Consider the following 15,011-nt stretch of genomic DNA (forward strand, 5'->3'; position numbering starts at 1 on the left):
GGCCCCCGCCGGGGGCCCCCGGGGCGTGGGGCGGGCCGCCCCCCCCGCCCGGGGGGGCGGCGGGGTGGGGGGGGGCGCGGGGGGGGGGGGGGGCCCCCCCCCCACCACTGCGCGTCAGCGCATGTCGCACATGACGGGACGCCCCCGGGCTAGGATGCGGTGTGCGCAATGTGATGAGCGTCATACTGTCGACCGTTGTCGCGACGGTGCTGGCGCTGCTGTGCGCCCCGCACGCGGCCGCTCAGGGACCCTGGTTCGACGGGTCCGTTGGCGCGGCCACCCAGGTCGTGACGGTGAACGGGGCGGGCGGCTCGCAGGCGACGGTGGAGGCCTGGCAGCGCTCACCGATCGGCTGGCACCGCATCTCGCCGGCGCTGCCCGCGAAGGTCGGTTCGGCGGGTTTCGCGCCGCAGTCGCACGACGGTGTCCCCGCGACACCCACCGGCGTCTACAGCCTCGATGCCGCCTTCGGCACCGCGCCCAATCCCGGCGGCGGCCTGCCCTACCGGACGGTCGGGGCCGACGACTGGTGGGACGGCGACCAGCACAGTCCCACGTACAACACCCATCAGGTCTGCGCGCCGGGTGCATGCGCCTTCGACGAATCCGAGTCGGAGCAGCTGCAGATTCCGGCCTACCGCTACGCCGTGGTGATGGGCGTGAACAAGGATCGGGTGCCCGGGGACGGCGGGGCCTTCTTCCTGCACGTGACCAACGGTGAACCGACCGAAGGCTGTGTCGCGATCGACGAGACGGCGCTGGTCTGGCTCATCCGCTGGCTCCAGCCCGGCGCCGTCATCGCGATCGAGGCCTGAACCGGACTACCGGTCCTCGACCTTCGCCATCGCGAGCACGTCCAGGCGGCGGTCGAGTTCCTCGAGCGAGAGCTTGTCGCCGATCAGGCCGCGGTCGATCACCGTCTGCCGGATGGTCTTGCGTTCCGCGAGAGCTTCCTTCGCCACCGCGGCCGCCTCCTCGTAACCGATCGCCGAGTTCAGTGGCGTGACGATCGACGGGGAGGACTCGGCCAGGGTGCGCAGGTGCTCGACGTTCGCCACGAGGCCCGAGATGCACCGATCGGCGAACAGTCGGGACACGTTGGACAGCAGCCGAATTGACTCCAGCAGGTTGCGCGCCATCACCGGAATGTAGACGTTGAGCTCGAATGCTCCCGCGGCGCCGCCCCAGGCGACGGTGGCGTCGTTGCCGACGACCTGTGCGGCCACCTGGGTCACCGCCTCCGGAAGTACCGGGTTCACCTTCCCGGGCATGATCGAGCTGCCCGGCTGCAAGTCGGGTAGGCGGATCTCGCCGAGCCCGGTCAGCGGACCCGAGCCCATCCAGCGAATGTCGTTGGCAATCTTGGTCAGTGACACAGCGACCGTGCGCAGGGCGCCGGACGCCTCGACGAGTCCGTCGCGCGCGGCCTGCGCCTCGAAACTGTTGCGGGCCGAGGTCAGGGCGTCGATTCCCGTCGACTCGACAAGGCGGGCAACGACTTTCGTGCCGAACCCGTCGGGAGCGTTCAGTCCGGTGCCCACCGCGGTGCCGCCGATCGGCAGTTCTCCGAGGCGGGGGAGGGCGGCGAGGATCCGTTCGATGCCCGCCTCCACCTGCCGTGAGTAGCCGCTGAACTCCTGGCCGAGGGTGACCGGCACCGCGTCCATCAGGTGCGTGCGACCGGACTTGACCACCGACTTCCATTCGGCGGCCTTGTCGCCCAGTGCGAGTCGCAGGTGGTCGAGCGCGGGGATGAGGTCCTTGACCTCGGCCTCGGCGGCGGCGAGGTGGGTCGCGGTGGGAAAGGTGTCGTTGGACGACTGGGACATGTTGACGTGGTCGTTGGCGTGCACCTCGACGCCGTTCGCCAGTGCGATGGAGGCGATGACCTCGTTGGCGTTCATGTTCGAGCTGGTGCCCGAACCGGTCTGGAAGACGTCGATCGGGAACTGGTCGTCGTGGCGGCCGTCGGCGATCTCGTTCGCGGCGGCGATGATTGCGTCGGCCTTCTCCGCGTCGAGCAGTCCGAGGTCCCGGTTGACCTCCGCGCAGGCGGCCTTGAGGAGGCCCATCGCGCGGATCTGGGCGCGCTCGAGACCGCGACCGCTGATCGGGAAGTTCTCCACCGCCCGCTGCGTCTGCGCCCGCCACAGCGCGTCCTTCGGAACGCGGATCTCGCCCATGGTGTCGTGCTCGATGCGGTACTGCAGTTCTTCGGTCATACCTTGCTAGCTTGCCACCGAAGCGGCTGCGCCGCCCGTGCGTGATCAGCACCCTCACCGGGGCACCGATCGCGCACGGGCGCGGAGCGCATCAGGGCATGGGGAACTGGGCGTCCGGGTCGCCGTCGAAGTCGACGGAGGAGTACTCGCGCAGCTTCGACAGGCGGTGGTAGGCGTCGATCATGCGCACGGTGCCGGACTTGCTGCGCATCACGATGGACTGGGTGTGCGCGCCGCCGCCGCTGTAGCGGACTCCGCGCAGCAGGTCGCCGTCGGTCACGCCGGTGGCGGTGAAGAAGACGTTCTCGCCGGAGACCAGGTCCTCGGTGAGGAGCACGCGGTCCAGGTCGTGGCCGGCGTCGATGGCCTTCTGTCGCTCGGCGTCGTCGGTCGGGGCGAGCCGACCCTGCAGGGCGCCGCCCATGCAGCGCATCGCGGCGGCGGCGATGATGCCCTCGGGGGTGCCGCCGATGCCGATCAGCATGTCGGTGCCGGAGTCCGGGCGGGCGGCGGCGATGGCGCCGGCCACGTCGCCGTCGGAGATCAGCCGGATGCGCGCGCCGGTGTCACGGACGTCGGCGATCAGCTGCGCGTGCCGCGGGCGGTCGAGGATGCAGACGGTGACGTCGGAGACCGAGGACTTGCGGACCTTCGCGATGCGCTTGACGTTCTCGGCCACCGGGGCGGTGATGTCGATGACGTCGGCGGCGTCGGGGCCGACCGCGATCTTCTCCATGTAGAACACCGCGGAGGGGTCGAACATCGCGCCGCGCTCGGCGACCGCGAGAACCGAGATCGCGTTGGGCATGCCCTTGGACATCAGGGTCGTGCCGTCGACGGGATCGACCGCGAAGTCGCAGTCCGGTCCGTCGCCGTTGCCGACCTCTTCGCCGTTGTAGAGCATGGGGGCTTCGTCCTTCTCGCCCTCACCGATCACGACGACGCCGCGCATCGAGACGCTCGACACGAGCTGACGCATGGCGTCGACCGCGGCGCCGTCGCCGCCCTCCTTGTCGCCTCGACCGACCCAGCGGCCTGCGGCCAGCGCGCCCGCCTCGGTCACTCGCACCAACTCCATCGCCAGGTTGCGGTCCGGGGCCTCGCGGCGACTCGTTGGGGTGCTGGCCGTCATGGGGCAGTGCCTCCTTGCGGTCGACGCGGTCGGCGTCGCCATAGGTTCGGTCGGTGGGGAGACCGTCGGTCTCGAAGCGTGATTATCTCATCACGCTCTCGGCCCGATCCCGGCGCGTCTACGGCTCCCGCGTCAGCGACCATCCGGTGCCCAGATCGCGGGCGAGCGCCGGCATCCGGCGCAGCACTCGCTGCTGGTCCATGAAGTCGACGAACGGCAGCGCCAGCAGTGCGTACGCCTCGGCGGGACGGTCCTGGACCAGCCGCGCATAGGCCGGCACGGTGTCGCCGCCGATGTACGACCATCGTGGACCGCGGTCGGCCCAGTTGAAGTCGGGCAGCGGGGCCTGCAGGCGGTAGGTGGCGCCGCCGACCGCGCCGACGACCGACAGGGGCGCGACCACCCCCGGTGACCGCGTGCCGGGAATCGACGGCTGCGCGGCGACGGTGGTGACGTAGCTCAGGACCCGCCCGATGCCGCCGCGACCGCTCGCGGTGGCGTCCCACTGGTCGGCGACGATCTCGTTCTGCTCGCGGTCCGCCATCCGCCGGGTGGCGTCGGCGCGGCCCTCGACGGTGCCGGAGAAGATGCCCCGCCACGCGGACGCGGCGTTGGCGTCGAGGACACCGGCGGCACGCAGTTCGTCGATCGCCGGGCGTCCGGCCCGCAGGTACGCCTCGTGCATCGGCACCATGTCGAAGTAGATGTGTTTCTGCATGATCAGCAGTCGCTGCTGGTACCAGTCGAGATCCGCGGCGGTCGTCGCCGGCCCCAGGGTGGCCAGGGCCCGCACGTCGTCGGGCAGCAGGGCCGCCGCTTCGGCGGGCAGGGCCTCGACGGCCGAGCCGACCGCGGTGCCGAGCCGGTGCACCGCGTCGACGGTCAGCGCGGTGCGGCCACCGTCGAGGTCCCAGAAGCCCGCGGCGAACGACGCGCCGGCCATCCCCGCCATGCCCGCCCAGTTCAGCTCGGCGCGCTCGCGTTGGTAGCGGCCGTAATTCGCGTACACCCGGTCGACCAGGGTCGCGTTGGCCGCGAACCCGGCATTCGGGTCCCAGGAAGCGAGGTCGATTCCGGTCGCCATGGCGCCGAGTGCGAGCCAGTACTGGTGCAGCAGCGCGGCATACCGAACCGGCGGGACGTGGTCGACACGGGCCGACGCCAGCGCGGTGCCGAGCACGGCGGGATCGGTGGGCAGCCGGGGGTCGAGGCCGCCCGCGAGTTCTGCGTTCGCGTTGGCGGGGGTGATGTCGAGGAAGTTCACGTACCCGACGGGCTGGGCCGTCGCGGGCGACGGCCCGGTGGCAACGGCGGCCGCGCCGACGGCAGCGACCAGGATCCCCCGAAGCCATGCGCGGGGGGACCGGACGGCCGGACGCATGGCGATGCTCGCACTCATGCTGTGCAAGCTATCTGCATATATGTGACTCGATGGTCGGTTTCCCTCGGGAAGGGACCGGCCGGAGCAAGGTCCCGGGGTGCTGGGATACTGGACATCGTGGCCGGCAACAAACCCCGAATTCTGCAGAGCAACCGCGACATGCTGTGGTCGATAATCCCGCTTGTCGTGCTCTGCCTGATCATCGCGGGCATCGCCAGCCAGTGCACGCTCAGCCCGGGCGGCCCGACCCCCGGTCAGGTCCCGCACTTCGACATCAACGCCGCGCTCAAGTACGACTCCCGCGAACTCGGCTTCCCGGTCCGCAACCCCGCGATCCCGGAGGGGTGGCAGCCGAACTCGGGCAGTCGGGGCACCGTCACCGGCGACGGCGGCGGCGACGTCAGCACCGTCGGCTACATCACCGACGCGGGTCGCTACCTGCAGTTGAGTCAGAGCGCTGCCACCGAGGAGGCGCTCGTGCCGTGGGTGGCCGGCGACCTGCGCACGTCGACCGGTGTCGAGCAGATCGGTCCCGACTCCTGGGTGAAGTACTCCGAGCAGGGCAGCGAACCGATCTGGATCACCAACCTCGGCGACGTGCGCGTGCTGATCACCGGGTCCGGGTCCGAGCAGGAGTTCACCACCCTGGCAACCGCCATCGGCGACGCCCAGCCGCTCACCCGCTGAGATTCGCCGACGGTCCGCAGCGGCCGTTCCTCAGTTCGGCGAGTCCTCGTCCTCGGTGTGGGCGAGTGCTCGCTCCACCCGAGCCCGCGCGCCGGCCAGATGCTCCTCGCACCGCGCGGCCAACGCCTCGCCGCGCTCCCACAACGCGAGGGAGTGGTCGAGGTCCAATCCGCCCTGCTCGAGCATCTTGACCACCTCGGCGAGTTGGTCACGTGCGGCCTCGTAGCCGAGGTCCGACACCGGTTCGTTCACCTGGAATCTCCTGACTTGTCCCTGCCCATGACGGCCGCGACGACCGCGCCGTCGGCGACCCGTACCCGAATCTGTGTGCCGGGAGGAGCGTCGTCCACCGAGCGCAGCACCTCGGGATCCGACCCCGGCACCACCCGCTGCACCACCGCGTAACCGCGAGCCAGGGTCGCCGCCGGACCAAGCGTGGTCAGTCGGGCGGCCAGGTGCTCGAGCACCGTCGTCTGCCCGGCGACGAACCGGGTGACATCACGCCGGCCGGCCTCGCGCAGCCGCTCGACCTCCTCCGCGCGGCGCTCGACGGCCGCCAGCGGGTCGGCGAGCACCGGTCGGCTGCGCAGGTCCGCCAGCGAACGTGCCTCGCGCGTAACCCAGTTCCGCAGTGCGGCCGCGCCGCGGGCGCGATACTCCGCGACCAGCGCCTGCTCCGCCACGGCGTCCGGCACCACCCGCTTCGCTGCGTCGGTCGGGGTGGCAGCGCGCACGTCGGCGACGTGATCGCACAGGGGATTGTCCGGTTCGTGGCCGATCGCGCTGACCACCGGCGTCGTGCACTTGGCGATGGCGCGACACAGCGTCTCGTCGGAGAACGGCAACAGATCCTCGACGCTGCCCCCGCCGCGGGCCAGGACGATCACCTCGACCGCGGGGTTCTCGTCCAGCTCGGCCAGTGCCGCCACGATCTGCGCCGTCGCGGTCGGACCCTGGACGGCCGTGTTGCGGACCTCGAACTGCACTGCGGGCCAGCGTTTCCCGGCGACGCTGAGCACGTCGCGTTCGGCCGCGCTGGCGCGGCCGGTGATCAGCCCGACGGTCCGCGGCAGGAACGGCAGCGGCCGCTTGAGCCGAGGGTCGAAGAGTCCCTCCGCGGCGAGCAGGCCGCGCAGCCGCTCGATCCGGGCGAGCAGTTCGCCGATGCCGACCGGTCGGATCTCGGTGACACGCAGCGACACCGTGCCGCGGCCGGTGTAGAACGACAACTTGCCGAACACCACCACCCGGCTGCCCTCGGTCAGCGGCACCGGGCTGTCCCGGATCAGGGTGGGAGAACAGGTCACGGACAGCGACATGTCGGCGGACGGGTCACGCAGCACCAGGAACGCGGTCCGGGTACCGGGCCGGATGTTGATCTGGGTGATCTGCCCCTCGACCCAGACGCTGCCGAGCCGGTCGATCCACTGGGCGACCTTCGTCGCGACGGATCGGACCGGCCACGGGCTCTCGGCCGAGTTCGACGTCTGCGCGGACGGGCGGGCACCCGCCGGGTTGGGCTGGGCTGAGGTCACTTGGAGTTGGCGGTGGTGATCCGGTTGCCCAGCATGGTCTGGAACGGGGCGCGGCCGAGCGAGCCGTTCTCGTAGGCGAGCAAGGCCTCGAGTTCGTCGACGGACAGCGACCGCAGGCGGGCCCGCAGCTGCGCGAGGGTGAGGTTGTCGTAGTCGAGGTACTCGGCGATCTCCGGCCGGTCCACGGGCTTGGCGGGCTTCGCCGCCGCCGTGGTACGCGGCGTCGCCGGCGCGGCGTTCTTCGCGGGGGCGTCGACCGCAGGCGACATCGAGTACAGCTCGAATCGGCCCTGGTTCGCCGGCTTGGGGTCCGCAGCCGCGGGTGCGGTCACCGCGCCGTTGGTGGCCGGCGGCTCGAGATCCTCGTCGAAGGTGGCCCACTCCGGCTGTTCCTCGGTGGTGTGGAACAGGAACGCGAGCGCCTCGTCGCCCTTGATGGCAAGCGCGGTCATCGACTGCTGGATGCGCATCGAGGTCTGCAGGACCTGGCTGACCGTGGTCATCGGCAGCGCCACCGCGGTGGTCGGCAGCTTCTGTACCTCTTCGACGACGGTGGCCGCGATCCCGGCCGCCACCCGGGCAGCGAAAGGGGGACGAATCATGGTCCTAGAGTGCCTCACGAGGCTCTCATTTGGTAGCCGACGCGGTGTAGGACGCCTGATCGGACGGCCGCGCCCACGCCCCGTACCCTGGAAGCATGTCTTCCGCAGTCCCCTTGAACCTGGGTATCGCCCGTTCCAACGCGCCGACCGCCGCGAGCGGCAAGCGGGTCCTGCTGGCCGAGCCGCGGGGATACTGCGCCGGCGTGGACCGGGCGGTCGAGACGGTCGAGCGCGCGCTCGAGAAGCACGGTGCGCCGATCTACGTGCGCAAGGAGATCGTGCACAACAGGCACGTCGTCGAGACGCTGTCCGAACGCGGCGTCGTCTTCGTCGACGAGACCGACGAGGTCCCCGAGAACTCGGTCCTGGTCTTCTCCGCCCACGGAGTGTCCCCGGCCGTGCACGAGGCGGCCGCCGAGCGCAGCCTGCACACCATCGACGCCACGTGCCCGCTGGTCACCAAGGTGCACCAGGAGGCGAAGCGGTTCGCCCGCGACGACTTCGACATCCTGCTGATCGGCCACGAGGGCCACGAGGAGGTCGAGGGGACCGCGGGCGAGGCGCCCGACCACGTGCAGTTGGTGGACGGTCCCGAATCGGTGGACGCGGTGACGGTCCGCGACGAGTCGAAGGTCATCTGGCTCTCCCAGACCACCCTGAGCGTGGACGAGACCATGCAGACGGTGGCCCGGCTGCGTGAGAAGTTCCCGCTCCTGCAGGATCCGCCGAGCGACGACATCTGCTACGCCACCCAGAACCGTCAGGTTGCGGTGAAGGCGATGGCGCCGGAGTGCGATCTCGTCATCGTGGTCGGCTCGCGCAATTCGTCGAACTCGGTTCGACTGGTCGAGGTGGCGCTGGGGGCCGGAGCAAAGGCGAGTCACCTGGTGGACTACGCCCGCGAAATCGACATCGCCTGGCTCGAGGGCGTGCAGACGGTGGGCGTGACCTCCGGAGCGTCGGTACCGGAGATCCTGGTGAGCGGGGTCATCGACCTGCTCGCCGAGCAGGGATTCCACGACGTGCAGACGGTGACCACCGCCAACGAGACCCTCGTCTTCTCGCTGCCCCGCGAGCTCCGCAAGCCGAGCCCGATGACCGGCTAGCGGGTGTGCCGCGGCTGGTCGGTGGGGGCGTCGTAGCGGTCCCGGTACCGGACCTGCGGGATGGGGTGCATCGGCATCTCGGGCTCGGACGGCCTGCTGAACTGCGGGGTCCGTACCGGGGCGGGTCCGCGTTCGGGGCGGCGTGAGAGGTTCTCGCCGTGCTGCGGCGGTACCGGCCGGCGGACCGGTTCGGGGCGACGCTGCTGCCTGATCGGCGCCGAGTCGAACGCGACCTCCTGGGTCCGTTCGGTCTCGCGCGGCCGCTCCGGGACCACCGGCCGTGCTCCCGTCGAGTGCTGGCCCGTCGGGAACCGGCCGGTCGGAGGGGCGGTCCGCGCCGAGCGGGGCGCGTCCGCAGCCCGATCTGCCGACTGTCGCGCGGGCTGCTCGGAGCGGCCCGCGGCCGCGGACTTACGCCGAGGCCGCGCGGCGAGCTTGTCGGCCTCGCGGCCCATGTACATCCGGCCGAGGCCGATCGCGAGCACCGCCAGAGTCGTCAGCAGCATGAGCGGAAAGCGGTTGACCAGTGGGATCGCCGCGTTGAGTATCAGGTCCTTCATGCCACCGCTCGGCCCGGTGGAGAAGTGCTGATAGGCCATCGGGACCGCGACGACCAGAATGAGCGGCGGCTGGACCATGGTGGTGAAGAGCCCTCGGCTCCGCACCGCGAGCACCGCCCCCACGCAGCCCAGGAAGTAGAAGATCGAGAACGCCGACGTCAGCTCCGTGCCGCGCATCGAATCGAGCAGAAACCCAACGAAGGCGGCGCCGACAGCAACGAGCACCGCGCCCCAGGCAGGGAGGCCGGGGACGGTGGGGAGAACGGACCGCGCATCGAGCGGCACCCCAGAGCGAGCACGTTGGGTTGCAGACACGCTTCGACATTAGTCGCTCGTCAGCCGATAACCTCGTTAGCGGCGCCGTTTGTGGGAACGATCTCCGAAAGTCCGACGGTCCGCGGCCACGATTCGACGCGCCCGACCTCTCGGATCTCGCCGTCCCCGACCTCCAGGTCGTGGAGTTTTCGGGCGGTGACGGTCACCCGCGATTCCATCGACGCGGCGGTCAGATTGAACGAGTCGACGGCCTTGCCCAGCTGCGAACCGAGCCGGTCCAGGTGATTGCCGACGACGCCGATGCGGTTGTAGAGCTCGCGGCCGAGTCGGTGGATGGTGTCGGCCTCCCGCGACAGGGTCTCCTGGCGCCAGGTGTGGGCGATGGTCCGCAACAGGGCGACCAGCGTCGTGGGCGTGGCGAGGATCACATTCTTCGAGAAGGCGTGCTCGAGCAGTCCCGCGTCCGCGGTCAACGCGGCGTCGAGGAACGAATCGCCGGGAACGAAGAGGACGACGAACTCGGGAGTCGGGTCGAACGCCGCCCAGTACGCCTTGGCCGAGAGCTGGTCGACGTGGGTGCGCAGCTGCTTGGCGTGCCGGCCGAGGTGACCGTCCCGGATCGCGACGTCCTCCTCCTGCGTCGCGTCGAGGTAGGCGGCCAGCGGCACCTTCGCGTCGACGACGATGTTCTTGCCGCCGGCGAGCCGGACGACGAGGTCCGGTCGTACCCCCTCGCCGACCACCTGGGTCTCGAAGTCGCAGTGCTTGACCATGCCCGCCAGCTCGACGACCCGCTCGAGCTGGATCTCGCCCCACCGGCCGCGAACCTGCGGGGCGCGCAGCGCGGTGACGAGCCGACCGGTCTGCGTGGACAGCAACTGGGAGGTGTGGCGCATGCCCGCGACCTGTTCGGAAAGCCCGGCGTACGCGTGCACCCGGCTGCGCTCGACCTGCTGGACCTGGTGCGAGAGCGCGTCGACCGCGTCGTGCAGCGGGCCGACGAGGTGCGCGACCTGCTCGCCGACGACGCCGGAGGTGCGCCGGGCGGAGTCCTCGTTGACGGCGGCGAGGGACTGACGCAGCAACTTCTCGTTGTCCCGCAGCGCGGCCAGTTGCGCCTCGGCCCGCGCCGTGCGCTGCCCGGTCCGGGCGGAGTGCCAGAGCCAACCGACGGCGATGCCGAGGACCAGCGCGACGAGCAGTCCGAATGCGGTGACGGCGTTCATGGCGCCGATGGTGCACCAGGGCACCGACAAAGTTCGGTGAGGCGCGGCGGCTCGGCGTGCGTGCGCGAGACTGTCGGAGGGGTCAACTACGGTCGGCCCATGCGAATCCTGCACACCTCCGACTGGCACATCGGGCGGACCTTTCACGGGGTCGACCTGCTCGTGGACCAGGCTCGGGCGCTCGACGCCGTGGCGGCGCTGGTCGCCGCGAACGCCGTCGACGTCGTGGTCGTGCCGGGCGACGTGTACGACCGTGCCGTGCCGAGTGCGGACGCGGTCGCGGTGTGCAACAAGGGGTTCGAGGCAATCCGGGCGGCGGGTGCCGTGATCGTCGCGACATCGGGCAATCACGACTCCCCGGTCCGGCTCGGCGCTGGGGCCGCGTTCGCCGCGGCTGGCGGGCTGCATCTGATGACCAGAGTCTCGGAGGTCGACCGTCCGGTGGTGCTCGAGGACGAGCACGGACAGGTCGCGTTCTACGGCATTCCCTACCTCGAGCCGGAGACCACCCGTGCCGAACTGGGGGTGCCGTCGGCGCGCACACACGCCGCGATCCTCGACGCCGCCATGGACCGTGTGCGTGCCGACCTCGCAGACCGTGCGGTCGACGGCCCGCCGCCGCGCGCGGTGCTGCTGGCGCACGCGTTCGTGGTCGGCGCCGAGTCCACCGGCTCGGAGCGGTCCATCTCGGTCGGCGGGGTCGAGACGGTCGCCGCGTCGGCGTTCGACGGGGTCGACTACGTCGCGCTCGGTCATCTGCATTCGCCGCAGACCCTCACCGACCGGGTCCGCTACTCCGGTTCCCCGCTGCCGTACTCGTTCGGGGAGCGCACCCACCGCAAGGCCGTGTGGATCGTCGACCTCGACGCGAACGGACTGTCCGAGGTGGTCCGGCACGACCTGCCGGTGGTGCGGGGGCTCAGCGAGCTCAGGGGGACCGTGGACGAACTGCTCGAGGGCGAGGAGTTCGCGTCCGCGACCGATGACTACGTGTCGGCGGTGCTCACGGACCCGGTGCGCCCGCTGGACGCGATGCGCACGCTGCGGGCACGGTTCCCGCACCTGGTCCATCTGGAATGGATTCGGCCGGAGGGTGACTCGGATCTGCGATACCGCGAGAAGGTTCGCGGCCGCACCGACCTCGAGATCGCGACGAGCTTCCTCTCGGACATGCGAGGCGAGCCCACGGCGAACGAACTGCGCTGGACCGAGCAGGCATTCGCCGCGGCCGCGCGGGAAGCCGACGGTCCCGACCGGGGCGAGGCCGATGCGGTGGAGCGCATCGCATGAGACTGCACACCCTGGAGGCAACGGCGTTCGGCCCGTTCGGGGGCTCGGTGGCGGTGGACTTCGACGCCCTCGGCGCGGACGGACTGTTCCTGCTGCACGGGCAGACGGGTGCGGGCAAGACCACGATCCTGGACGCGGTGGCCTTCGCGCTCTACGGCCGGGTTCCCGGTGCGCGCCAGGAGGGCAAGCGCCTGCTCTCGGACCATGCCGAGCCGGGTGCGGTGCCGAAGGTGGTACTCGAGGCCACCATCGGCGGTCGCGACGTCCGGATCACCCGCAGCCCGGAATTCCAGCGCGCCAAACTTCGCGGCACCGGGACCACCAAGGAGAACGCGAAGGCCACCCTCGAGTGGCTGGACGGGCGGGGCGAGAACCTGACCCGGCTCGACGAGATCGGTGACGCGGTCGGCGGCCTGCTCGGAATGAGTGCCGACCAGTTCTTCCAGGTGGTGCTGCTGCCGCAGGGCGACTTCGCGCGGTTCCTGCGGGCCGACACCGAGGAGCGCGGCAAGCTGCTCGAGCGACTCTTCGACACGGCCCGGTTCGGCACTGTCGAGGAGTGGTTCGCCGACCGCCGCAGGGAGAGCGCGGCGACGATCGAGTCCAGTCGGCACAAGGTCGACCTTGCCGTCGCGAGGGTGTCGACCGCCGCCGGGATCGAGGCGGGCGCCGACGCGGACCCGATGACGTGGGCCCGCAAACTGCTCGCCGACGCGACGGAGTCTCGGGACACCGCCGCGGCCGAGCTGCTGCGGGTGCGCGCCCTCGACACCCGGGCGGCCGAACTGCTCGCGGAGTCGCAGCGGGTGCACGAACTGCAGCGTCGCGCGGTGAGCGCTCGTGCCCGCCTGGCCGCGCACGAGGAAACCGCGGCTCAGCGTGCCGACCTCGAGCAGGAGTTGTCCCGGGCTCGCGCGGCCGAGCCGGTTGCCGCGCTCCGCGGGCAGGCCGACGCGGTCGCGAACGACGTTGCCGCGCAACGCCGAAGGCTCACCGTCCTCGGGGACGGTGTCGAGGGGTCGGCAGAAGGCCGGGCCCTGCTCGACCGGCTCGGCTGGCCCGAGGCGGAGTCGGACCGGGACACGCTGGCGGCCGCCGTGCGGGAGTGGACCGCCGAGGTGACTCGACTGGACGCACTGATCGAGCAGGCGACCGGAGCCGACGAGGCGCAGGCCGCGATCGAGCGCGACGAGGCGCGCGCACGTGAACTCGACACCACCGCAACCGAACTCCGGCAGCGCCTCGTGGTCCTGCCGGAGCTGGTCGGTGCCGCCGAGGCCGCGCTCGCCGAGGCTCGGTCGGCTGCGGCCCGGGTGGACGGTGTGGGAACCGAGCGGTCGCGACTGGTGGACGCCAGGGACGCGGCGACCGCGTTGGCGCTCCAGCGCCGGACGGTCGCCGAGCTGACCGAGGCCCGCGCGGACGCGCGCGAGCTGCACCAGCAGTCTCGATCCGATCTGCTCGACCTGCGGAAGGCCCGGATCGACGGCATGGCCGCCGAGCTCGCGGGCGTTCTCGTCGACGGCTCGCCGTGCGCGGTGTGCGGATCGGGCGTCCACCCCGCACCGGCCCGGCCCGCCGCGGCCGCGGTCAGCAAGGCCGACGAGGACGACGCGCTGGCGCTCGAACAGCGCCGGGCAACCGAACTCGACTCGGCCGCCGCCCGGCTCGGCGAGGCGGAGCGGGTGGTGGACGCGCTCGTGGCCCGTGGTGGCGATCGGGACCCCGACGAACTCGACGCCCTGGTACGCAGGGTCACCGACGAGCACGCGCAGGCCGTCGCCCAGGCAGGCAGAGCGGACGAGTTCGCCGCCGGCGTGACCGCGTTGCGCGCCGAGGGCGACACCCTGCAGGAGCGGATCCGCGCGGTCGAGGCCGAGCGCGCCGGGTTGACGGAACGGATCGCCGCGGGCGTCGCCCGGGTGGCCCTGGTGCGCACGGAGATCTCCTCGGCCGCCGGCGCCGACGAGGACCTCCGGACCCGTCGTGACCGGCTGGACGCGCTCGCCGCCGCGGTCTCGCGCCTGGGCGAGCTGCGGATTCAGGTCACCGCCGTCGAGGCGAACGCGAGCGCGCTGGAGGTCAAGGTCTCCGCGTCGGCAACGGCTGCCGGGTTCGACTCGCCGGCGGAAGCTCTCACTGCGGTTCGTGAACCCGCTCGGGTGGCCGAACTCGAGTCGACCCTCGCGCAGGCTCGGGACGAGGCGGTGCGGGCGCAGTCGGTGCTCGCCGAACCGGAGGTGCTTGCGGTGGTCGCTGCCGCGCCGGCGGATCCCGGCGCGGCGGGCGTGGAGCGGGAACGGGTGGGCGAACTGCTGGGCGCCGCGATCTCGGTGGAGGCGAAGGCGGATGACCGGGTGCTCGACCTCGAGCGACTGGTCGACCAGCTCGAGCGCGAACTCGCCTCGCTCGGTCCGGCGCTGCGCCGGCACGACGAGCTGGCGGCACTGGCGGACGTGATCGCCGGCCGCGGTCAGAACGCGCGCAAGATGTCGCTGCGGTCCTACGTGCTGGCGGCCCGGCTGGAGGAGGTCGCGCTGTCGGCGTCGGTACGGCTGCGTCGGATGTCCGGTGGCCGTTACGAGTTCGTGCACGAGGACGGCGCGGGTCCGCGCGGGAAGCGCGGCGGGCTCGGGCTCGACATCCGCGACGACTACACCGGTGTGGTGCGGTCGGCGAAGACGCTCTCCGGCGGCGAGTCCTTCCTGGCCTCGCTCGCGCTCGCACTGGGTCTGGCGGACGTGGTCGCCGCCGAGTCGGGCGGCGTGGTCCTCGACACCATGTTCATCGACGAGGGTTTCGGCACTCTCGACGCCGAAACCCTCGAATCGGTCATGGGCGTGCTCGACGAACTGCGCGAGGGCGGACGAGTGGTCGGCATCGTGAGCCACGTCGACGAGATGCGCGCGCGAATCCCGAGCCGGCTGCACGTCGTGCGCGGCCGCACCGGGTCCAGCGTGGAGGTCGTCGCGGGGTAACCCCGCCGAAGGCCCG

13 protein-coding genes are annotated in these 15,011 nt (G+C 71.4%); 5 read left to right on the forward strand and 8 right to left on the reverse strand.

Annotation, left to right across the window (positions count from 1 at the left end; translation table 11 throughout):
• Positions 1-161: 161 nt before the first annotated feature.
• Complete coding sequence (locus ACFXGJ_RS12755; RefSeq protein WP_378619961.1) at positions 162-815, forward strand: L,D-transpeptidase; 654 nt, start codon at positions 162-164, stop codon at positions 813-815.
• Between the two features lie 6 nt (positions 816-821).
• Here ACFXGJ_RS12755 and ACFXGJ_RS12760 read toward each other — a convergent pair whose 3' ends face one another.
• The 3 genes from ACFXGJ_RS12760 to ACFXGJ_RS12770 all read right to left on the reverse strand — a co-directional run bounded on the left by ACFXGJ_RS12760 (position 822) and on the right by ACFXGJ_RS12770 (position 4,753).
• Positions 822-2,222, reverse strand: coding sequence for a class II fumarate hydratase (locus tag ACFXGJ_RS12760; RefSeq protein ID WP_378619964.1), 1,401 nt, complete (start codon positions 2,220-2,222; stop codon positions 822-824).
• Between the two features lie 91 nt (positions 2,223-2,313).
• Positions 2,314-3,354 carry a class II fructose-bisphosphatase gene (gene glpX, locus ACFXGJ_RS12765; protein WP_378619967.1) on the reverse strand — a complete coding sequence of 347 codons (1,041 nt, stop codon included), beginning with the start codon at positions 3,352-3,354 and terminating at the stop codon, positions 2,314-2,316.
• A gap of 118 nt (positions 3,355-3,472) precedes the next feature.
• Positions 3,473-4,753 (reverse strand): hypothetical protein, encoded by a 1,281-nt coding sequence (locus ACFXGJ_RS12770; protein WP_378619977.1) that lies wholly within the window; start codon positions 4,751-4,753, stop codon positions 3,473-3,475.
• A 99-nt stretch (positions 4,754-4,852) separates the two neighbouring features.
• Between ACFXGJ_RS12770 and ACFXGJ_RS12775 the strand changes: the two genes are divergently transcribed.
• Positions 4,853-5,422 (forward strand): DUF4245 domain-containing protein, encoded by a 570-nt coding sequence (locus tag ACFXGJ_RS12775; RefSeq protein ID WP_378619979.1) that lies wholly within the window; start codon positions 4,853-4,855, stop codon positions 5,420-5,422.
• Positions 5,423-5,452: 30 nt separating this feature from the next.
• Here the strand turns inward: ACFXGJ_RS12775 and ACFXGJ_RS12780 are convergent, their stop codons facing one another.
• From ACFXGJ_RS12780 to ACFXGJ_RS12790, 3 genes are read right to left on the reverse strand one after another with little or no spacing between them, the layout of a single operon-like run.
• Complete coding sequence (locus ACFXGJ_RS12780; protein ID WP_378619982.1) at positions 5,453-5,674, reverse strand: exodeoxyribonuclease VII small subunit; 222 nt, start codon at positions 5,672-5,674, stop codon at positions 5,453-5,455.
• Positions 5,671-6,957, reverse strand: a complete 1,287-nt coding sequence (gene xseA / locus ACFXGJ_RS12785; RefSeq protein WP_378619984.1) for an exodeoxyribonuclease VII large subunit — start codon at positions 6,955-6,957, stop codon at positions 5,671-5,673. Before xseA ends, ACFXGJ_RS12780 begins: the two co-directional genes overlap by 4 nt.
• Positions 6,954-7,559, reverse strand: a complete 606-nt coding sequence (locus ACFXGJ_RS12790) for a lipid droplet-associated protein (protein ID WP_378619989.1) — start codon at positions 7,557-7,559, stop codon at positions 6,954-6,956. Before ACFXGJ_RS12790 ends, xseA begins: the two co-directional genes overlap by 4 nt.
• Positions 7,560-7,654: 95 nt before the next feature.
• Between ACFXGJ_RS12790 and ACFXGJ_RS12795 the strand changes: the two genes are divergently transcribed.
• Positions 7,655-8,665 (forward strand): 4-hydroxy-3-methylbut-2-enyl diphosphate reductase, encoded by a 1,011-nt coding sequence (locus tag ACFXGJ_RS12795; RefSeq protein ID WP_378619992.1) that lies wholly within the window; start codon positions 7,655-7,657, stop codon positions 8,663-8,665.
• On the opposite strand, the gene ACFXGJ_RS12800 is transcribed toward ACFXGJ_RS12795, so the two are convergent.
• Positions 8,662-9,540, reverse strand: a complete 879-nt coding sequence (locus ACFXGJ_RS12800; protein WP_378619994.1) for a DUF6542 domain-containing protein — start codon at positions 9,538-9,540, stop codon at positions 8,662-8,664. The two genes, ACFXGJ_RS12795 and ACFXGJ_RS12800, sit on opposite strands and share 4 nt — an antisense overlap.
• 20 nt (positions 9,541-9,560) lie before the next feature.
• Positions 9,561-10,727 (reverse strand): DNA recombination protein RmuC, encoded by a 1,167-nt coding sequence (locus tag ACFXGJ_RS12805; protein ID WP_378619997.1) that lies wholly within the window; start codon positions 10,725-10,727, stop codon positions 9,561-9,563.
• Between the two features lie 99 nt (positions 10,728-10,826).
• Here ACFXGJ_RS12805 and ACFXGJ_RS12810 point away from each other — a divergent pair, with 99 nt between their 5' ends.
• Both ACFXGJ_RS12810 and ACFXGJ_RS12815 read left to right on the forward strand, forming a co-directional pair.
• Positions 10,827-12,017, forward strand: coding sequence for an exonuclease SbcCD subunit D (locus tag ACFXGJ_RS12810; protein WP_378620000.1), 1,191 nt, complete (start codon positions 10,827-10,829; stop codon positions 12,015-12,017).
• The gene (locus ACFXGJ_RS12815) at positions 12,014-14,995 is read left to right on the forward strand and encodes an AAA family ATPase (RefSeq protein ID WP_378620003.1); all 2,982 of its coding nucleotides are present in this window, start codon (positions 12,014-12,016) and stop codon (positions 14,993-14,995) included. The genes ACFXGJ_RS12810 and ACFXGJ_RS12815 overlap by 4 nt, the downstream gene beginning before the upstream one ends.
• Positions 14,996-15,011: the final 16 nt, after the last annotated feature.

It is taken from the genome of Rhodococcus sp. NPDC059234, from assembly GCF_042754225.1.
GTDB lineage: Bacteria > Actinomycetota > Actinomycetes > Mycobacteriales > Mycobacteriaceae > Rhodococcus_G.